General features: G+C 65.5%; 5 protein-coding genes. 3 read left to right on the plus strand and 2 right to left on the minus strand.

Annotation, left to right across the window (positions count from 1 at the left end; all coding sequences use genetic code 11):
* Together H5T77_RS25180 and H5T77_RS25185 are read right to left on the minus strand one after the other, a co-directional pair.
* Positions 1-208, minus strand: a 208-nt coding sequence (locus H5T77_RS25180; RefSeq protein WP_292653354.1) for a hypothetical protein, incomplete at its 3' end; no start/stop codon positions are given.
* An 11-nt stretch (positions 209-219) separates the two neighbouring features.
* Positions 220-4,161: a non-ribosomal peptide synthetase gene (locus H5T77_RS25185; RefSeq protein WP_292653358.1), complete on the minus strand. Its 3,942-nt coding sequence runs from the start codon at positions 4,159-4,161 to the stop codon at positions 220-222.
* Positions 4,162-4,302: 141 nt separating this feature from the next.
* Here H5T77_RS25185 and H5T77_RS25190 point away from each other — a divergent pair, with 141 nt between their 5' ends.
* From H5T77_RS25190 to H5T77_RS25200, 3 genes are read left to right on the plus strand one after another with little or no spacing between them, the layout of a single operon-like run.
* Complete coding sequence (locus H5T77_RS25190) at positions 4,303-5,484, plus strand: NAD(P)/FAD-dependent oxidoreductase (RefSeq protein ID WP_292653355.1); 1,182 nt, start codon at positions 4,303-4,305, stop codon at positions 5,482-5,484.
* A gap of 24 nt (positions 5,485-5,508) precedes the next feature.
* A complete protein-coding gene (locus H5T77_RS25195) occupies positions 5,509-6,177 on the plus strand; it encodes a class I SAM-dependent methyltransferase (RefSeq protein WP_292653356.1) in 669 nt (222 codons plus the stop codon).
* Positions 6,170-6,874, plus strand: coding sequence for an alpha/beta fold hydrolase (locus H5T77_RS25200; RefSeq protein WP_292653357.1), 705 nt, complete (start codon positions 6,170-6,172; stop codon positions 6,872-6,874). Before H5T77_RS25195 ends, H5T77_RS25200 begins: the two co-directional genes overlap by 8 nt.
* The last annotated feature ends 351 nt before the right edge of the window (positions 6,875-7,225 follow it).

Here is a 7,225-nt window from a genome sequence, read left to right on the forward strand (position 1 = left end):
CGTCGACCGCACCGTTCACGTCGAACGCCGTCGTGAGCGTGTAGGGGCTCAGCGGCGCCGCCTCTGCCTCGCTGGCGAGGATCGCCTCCTGGGTCGGGGTCACGGGCACCGCGGAGCCAGGATCATCCAGCGCGGCTTGCGGCTTGATCCCGAACGCACTACGACGGTCATCGAGTGACTTGCTTTCCCACCGCTGCAGAAAGTCCATTCTGGTCTCTCCTAGGTGGCTGAAGTCGTTGACGACGTCAGCCCTAGTCTCGTGCGGATGTGAGTCGCCAAGCCGGCCGGATCTGTGGTGCAGAAGTAGTGATCACCTGTGGGCAGCACGGACAGGCTCACCGGGATGCCCAACCGTCCCCAGTCGCTGTACCTGTCCTGGAAGCCCTCGGTCGCGGGGTCTGCCCCGCCCACCACGCAGTGGACCGGAACATCCAACGGCACGGGAGGGTGCTCGAGGTCGGTGAGGTACATCCGGACCATCTCCTGCAGGTCGTGACGCACAACCTTCAGGATGCGGGTGATGTCCGAGTCGTCCAGGACCCCGTCGAATCCGCCGAGGCCACGCATGTGGCCCAACAGCAGCGCATCGTCACCGTCCCTGACCAGCGCCATCGATGCGTGCGGATCGCGGTCTGGCAGCGCCGCTCCCATGAACACCGCGTCCAGCCGAATCCCTTCGCGCCGCATCGCCCGGGCGAGCCGATCTGCGGTTGCGCAGCCGGCACACTGTGCGTACACAGCCGTGGGCATCTCCGGCAGCTGACTGAGCTCCGCCGCCACTTGGTCGGCCACCTGGGCGATGGGCTGCATGGGAGACCCGTCGGCCAGGTCGTGCCCCGGCAGGTTCACCGACAAGACCTCCACGGCATCGCCGAGCTGGTCGGCCAACGGCTGATAGGCGATCGCGTTCCCACCGCCGTATGGCACGCACACCAAACGAACCTTCGCCGTTGTGTCGGCGCCGGACAGACGTACCAACCGCTTCAGGTGGCTGGTGGAGCCGTCGGTGTCGAGGTAGCTCGCGAGCTCTCTCACCGTGGGGTAGCGGAACAGGGCCACGGTGGGCAGGTTCGGGTCGATCAGGCGGGCCGCCTTCACAGCCTTGAAGGAGTCACCGCCCAGGGCGAAGAAGTCGTCCACGGCACTCTCGACCGGCGTGGACAACACCTCGGTCCACACCTGCGCAACGTGGGCCTCACGCTCGGTTTCCAGGGGCACCTGCTTCGCCGAACCGGCGAGCTTCTCTGCCGTGTCGAACAGAGCCTGTACCTGCTTGCGGTCCAGCTTCCCGCTCGTGTTGAGAGGCATGGACGTGAGCCGCCGAAACTCCGACGGGATCATGTACGAGGGCAGCTCGGCAACCAGCCTCTGCCTGACTGTCTGCATGTCCGGATGTTGCTCGGACTCGAGAACTGCCACCAGCCGCTCATCCGGGTCGGCCACGGGAAACACGACCGCAGAGGTGACCTGTCCGGACTTGACGATGGCGGCTTCGACGTCGCCGGGTTCGATCCGGAGCCCGGCCAGCTTGATCAGGAAATCGCGTCTCCCCAGCAGCTCCAGCGTCAGCTCGTGGTTCCACCGAGCGATGTCGCCGGTGTCGTACCAGACCTCTCCATCCTCGCGCGCCTGGAACTTCTCCCGAGTCAGTTCCTCTGCGCCCAAGTACCCGGAGGCCAGCCCGACACCACCCAACAAGAGCCGTCCGGGGACCCCGATGGGGCACAGCCGGCCCTGTTCGTCGACCACGATGCTCTTCTGGTTGGCCATGGGGCGCCCGTAAGGAACCGCGTTCCACGTGGGGTCCACCTCAGCGACGCGGGTGTAGGTCGAATGGATGGAGGCTTCTGTGGCACCGCCGAGGACGTCGAACGTGGCGTCACCGAAGAACGCCCACCACCGTGCCGGCATCGACAAGGGAGCCCAGTCGCCACCCAGAACCGCGGCGCGCAGCGGAGGGGGTTCCTGGCTGGCGTCTTGTTCGAGCTCGTCGAGGAAGGCTCCCAGCAGGGCTGGGGCCGAGTTCCAGACCGTGGCCCTTTCGTCGACTGCCCGCTCGAGCCAGTGGGACGGGTCACGCCGGAACTCGGGATCCAAGATGACCGAGGCTCCACCAACGCTCAGGATGCCGAAGCCCTCGAAGATCGACATGTCGAAGCCGGTGGAGGAGATCGCCAGGCATCGGTCCGCGCTGGTGAGGTTGAGGCGACCAGCAAGATCGTTGAGGTTGTTCACGATGCCGCGATGGCGGATCTGCACTCCTTTGGGCACTCCGGTCGAGCCGGAGGTGAAGATGATGTAGGCGTGGGCGTCGGGTTCGACATCGCGAGGTTCGAAGCCAGCTCCTGCCCCCTGGTAGACCCATGACTCGACCACCTCGGTGCTGGTGAACTCTGCGACGGGCTGCGCAGCCGCCCGGATCTGGGCAAGGCGCTCGGTGGCCATGTCGTGCGCCACGGGCACGAATGCTGCCCCTGTCATCGAGGTGGCCAAGCAGGCCACGAGATACTCCCGGCCGGGAGGAAGAGCAACCAGGACCGTCTTCGTGAGCCCTGCCCCTTCCTTGACCAGCCGAGCAGCGACGGCGGTCGCATCCGTGGCGAGTTCCTTGTAGGTGACAGCAGTACCGCCAGGCAGCAGAAGCGCCTCGGCGTCGGGCCGCAGCTCCGCCTGTGCCAGCACCAGGCCGTGGAGGGTCTCGGCGCCCGTAAAGTCCTTCTCTGTTGCATTGATCGCGGCCAGCGTCTGTGCTTCCGCAGGGCTGACCGTGGGTAGCTCACCGATGGGCCGCGATGGATCCTCGCAGGCGGCCTGCAGGCAGTGGTCGATTGCGGACAACAGCGCCTCGACCCGGCTAGGGGTGAACAGGTCGGTGTCGTACTGGACGTGCACCCGGGTGTCCTGGGCCTGGTTCCGCACGCTGACCAACAACTCGTACTTCGCCGCGTGGGAGTTCACGTTGTCGTCCAACGTGGTCGTGCACCCCTCGAACGCGAATGCGCTCCCGGGGGTGTTGTCCTGCTGGAACAGCACCGCTGTCAGTGCCTTACCGGTTCCGTCACCGCTGACACCCAAGCGCGTCACGACCTCACCGAACGGCGTGTTCGCCCGCTCCTGGGCCTGGCTGACGGTGCCCTTCACCTGTTCCACCAGCGCAGCGAAACTCATCTCGGCCGGCGCCTCGGCGTGCAGCACCAGGGTGTTGACGAAGAATCCGATGAGTCCGGCAAGGTCCTCAGAGTCGCGGCCCGCAGCACTGGTGCCGAACACGAACTCGTCCTCGCCGCCGTGCACCCGAGCCAGCGCCAGGAACGCTGCCAAGGTGACGATGAATGGAGAAGCGCTCAGACTGCGTGCGCAATCCTGGATCGCTCGGGTCCGTTCGCCACCCAACCAGAGAGCTCGCTCATCGCCACCGAACGAACTGTGCGCCGGTCGCTGCTTGTCCGGCACGAAACGCAACGCCGCTTTCCCCTGGGCGCGCGAGACGAAGTGCGCGACCCCGTCGCCATCACCTTCGGCTGCCTCGACATCGCCCAGCTGCAGGTAATCGACCTCGATGGGCCGAAGTCGCGGCTCTTCACCCCGAAGAAGAGCGGCGTACGCCGTGGCCAGCTCACTGGCGAAGATGCCCATCGACCACTGGTCACAGGCGATGTGATGGATCGTCAACAGCAGCTTGTGCCGCGTGGGACCGAGCGAGATCAACGTTGCCCGGAACGGAATGTCCTCGGTGAGGTCGAAGGTGGTCGCGATCTCGGCGGCGATGATGCTCTCGGCCTGCACCTCACGCAGTTCAGGCTTGGACTCTGCCAACGACCTGATGGTGAGCACCGACGCCGGCGCCGGCTGCAGGACCTGAGTCAGGTCGCCATCAGCGTCGGTGAACGTCGTGCGGAATGCGACATGACGTTCCACCAGCGCAGCCAACGCCCGGTCGAGCACCCCCACGTCCAAGGGGCCCTCCACGTCGTGGAGCACAGGGACGGTGAACGCAACGTTCCCGCTGAGCTCGTTGGCCACCCACAGTCCTTGCTGCGCAACAGTGGCCGGAGCGCGCGTCCCAGGGGCGGCCGGTCGAATGTGCGTATCAGAGTGCTGTGCCTGCGATCGGGCTCGCCGGGCACGCTCTTCCAACCGATTTCGTAGGCTCTCTGCCATTGCTCCTCCTCGACGACGCACCGACGGTCACACGGTCGAGTTAGGAATGGGCAAGGCGGAGAGGGGACGGCTTACCGGTGCCTAACCTGCCCGGATCAGCCTTCTCGGGTGGCCGGAAGCAGACCGTCAGAACAAGTCGACGTGGTGATCGTGGGTGCGCGCTGTGCCGGCGCCAGCCTCGCCATACATCTGGCCCGCGCCGGCCTGTCGGTGGTCGTCATCGACCGCGCCAAGCGTGGAAGTGACAAGCTCTCGACCTTGTACATCCACCAGCCGGGAGTACAGCAGCTCCGAGACCTCGGCGTGCCGATGGGCGCCACGTTGGCTGGAGCACCGGCCTTGGACACGCTCAGGTTCCACACCGAGGGCGTGGATCTGCAGGGCCGGGGCCCGTTGTTCGGTGACGGCAACGTCGCCTATGCCCCCCGTCGCTCGGAGCTGGATGAGTTGTTGTGCTCGCGAGCAGAGGCCGCTGGCGCGACCGTGATCCATGAAGCCCGCGCCACCGGCCTGCTCGCGGACGAGGACCGAATCACGGGGGTCTGCTTCCGCACCTCCGAAGGCGATCAGCTACTGGGCGCTCATCTGGTGGTGGGAGCAGACGGGCTGCGTTCGACGGTGGCCGAGAAAGTGCAGGCCCGTACCTATCTGGAACGACCGAAGGCGTCTATCTGCTATTACGGGTTCTTCGAGGGGTTGGACGACCCGTTCTCCCAGTTCCAAGGCGGGCGGCGTTGGGTCGGAGTGATCCCCACCGCCGGTGCTCACCTGATCGCCGCCTATCTGCCCCAGGGCGAGTTCACCACCGCGAAAGCCAACCCCCAGACCGCCTTCCGCCAAACCCTTGCCGAGGTGGACGCGCGCCTGTACGCGAAAGTCATGGACGCGACCCAGGCGGAGCGGCTCATCGGGATGGGTGACCAGCGCAACTACTACCGCGCCGCATCAGGCCCCGGCTGGGCACTGATCGGAGATGCCGGACACCACAAGGATTCCCTGACCGCTCAGGGAATCACCGACGCCCTGGTGCAGTCAGCCATGCTCGCCGGCGAACTGGCCCAAGTGCCCATCGGCGACCCTGGCCGAGTCGATCAGGCCACCAGAGACTTCGAGCGCAAGCGCGATGAAGAGTCCCTGGCTCGCTACTACTCCACCTTGGCCATCGCCCGGTTGCAGCTGGATCCGGCTCGTAAGGCAATGCTCGAGGCGATCGCTCCGAGCCCACAGCTGTGTGACCTGTACGCCTCCGCCGTGGCCGGGGTCACCACGCCGGCCGAGTTCCACGCGCGCCTTGCCGAGCACGGCGTCAATGCAGACCGATGAAGCACCCACCATGGGAGAGATCAGATGACCGATCAGTTGGACAATGACCACTCGCTCAGCGGCGACGCCAGCATGTACACCAAGCCGGTGCTCAGGATCTACGATCCGATCGCGCTCGGGATGGTGTGCCCCATCGCGTGGCGCTGCTCACGAGGGACGATGCTGCAGTTCTTCAACGACAATGTGCGAGGCAAGCACCTCGACATCGGGCCCGGGACTGGCTTCTTTCTCGACAAGGCGACCTACCCGGTCGAGCGCCCCGACATCGTCGTCGCCGACCTGAACGAGCTCGTCCTGCAGACCACCGAGAAGCGGATCATCCGGTACCGGCCCCGCACCATGGTGCAGGACGCGCTCATGCCGCTTCAGACCGACGAGCTGTTCGAGTCCATCGCCATCCAGAACGTGTTGCACTGCCTCCCCGGCACCATGAAGGAGAAAGCAGTGGTGTTCGACAACCTGATCCCGAATCTGAGCCCGGGCGGGGTGTTGTTCGGGTGCACCGTGCTCGGGAAGAACCACGGTCTCGGGAGGGCAGGATCGTGGATGATGGAGAAGTACAACGACGCGGGATCGTTCCACAACCGCCACGACGACGCGCACGGGCTCGAATCGATCCTGGCCGATCGTTTCGAGAGGTACTCGGTGCGCACCCGGGGTGCCGTTGCCTTCTTCGAAGGCCATCGTGGCTGAGGTTGTCCTGGTTCCTGGTTCCTTCCTCGCCGCGAAGGTATGGGAACCCGTGCAAGACCTGCTCACCGCGCACGGGATCCATGCGTCGGCCGTTGAGCTGACCGGCCTCGGAGACCGCCGTAGCGAAGAAGCCACCCTCGACGCACACGTACGAGACGTGGTCGAGGCTTTGGAGGACACCGAGGGACCCACCCTGCTCGTCGCACACTCGTATGCCGGTGTTCCCGCAGCCCTGGCCATGGCGCGGCTGTCGCAGAAGTCACGCGAGAAGGTCTCCACGATCCTTCTGGGCGCGAACCTGCCTGTCGCAGGGCGGTCCATCTTCGACGACTTTGGCCGGGGCGCCGCGTACCTGAGGAAGTTGTCACTCGAGCTCGACGGGGTGGCGATCCCCGTGCTCACCAGAACGCAACTAGACGGGTGGGGTGATCACGGGCTGAGCGGAGACCTGCTCGCCCAGTTCGAGGCGGTGACGAGCCCCCATCCCATCGCCACCTACGAAGACAAGGCGGATCCTTCGTTCAGCTGGGATGCGTTCGTGACCCCACCGACCTTCGTGGATCTCCGACGAGACACCGTCAAGGTGCCCCCTATTGCACTGGAGTCGATGGACGTCGTCTCGCTCGATGCCGGCCACTGGCCCATGATCACGGCCCCCCGCGAGTTGGCCAACCTGATTGTCGAGCGCACACGGTGATCCGTGCGTTTGACGTTGGTACGGGCGGATGAAATTTCGAAGGGTCAAGGCCGAGAGCACCAATCACAACAACCGAAGCCCCGACGACCAGCGTCACCGTTGACAGCGGTCAGTCTGCTTTCCGCCGCCCGCTCGCCCCGTGATGCTGCCGGTCCCGATAGATGCAAACACCGCTGCCAGCTCGACCAACACAGATGACGGCCAACAACTTTCATTGGCGGCGCGCTAGGACGTTCTCCACGCGCATAGGGACTCAGTCAGTCGTCCCCCGCCCTTCTTCTACGCTGTCCCTGTCGACCGCTTGCAGTTGGCGAGGCACGAGCGCACCCCCGAGCAGGGCGAGTCCGGCCA

Origin of the sequence: Nocardioides sp. (genome assembly GCF_014360585.1) — a bacterium.
Taxonomy (GTDB): Bacteria; Actinomycetota; Actinomycetes; order Propionibacteriales; family Nocardioidaceae; genus Nocardioides.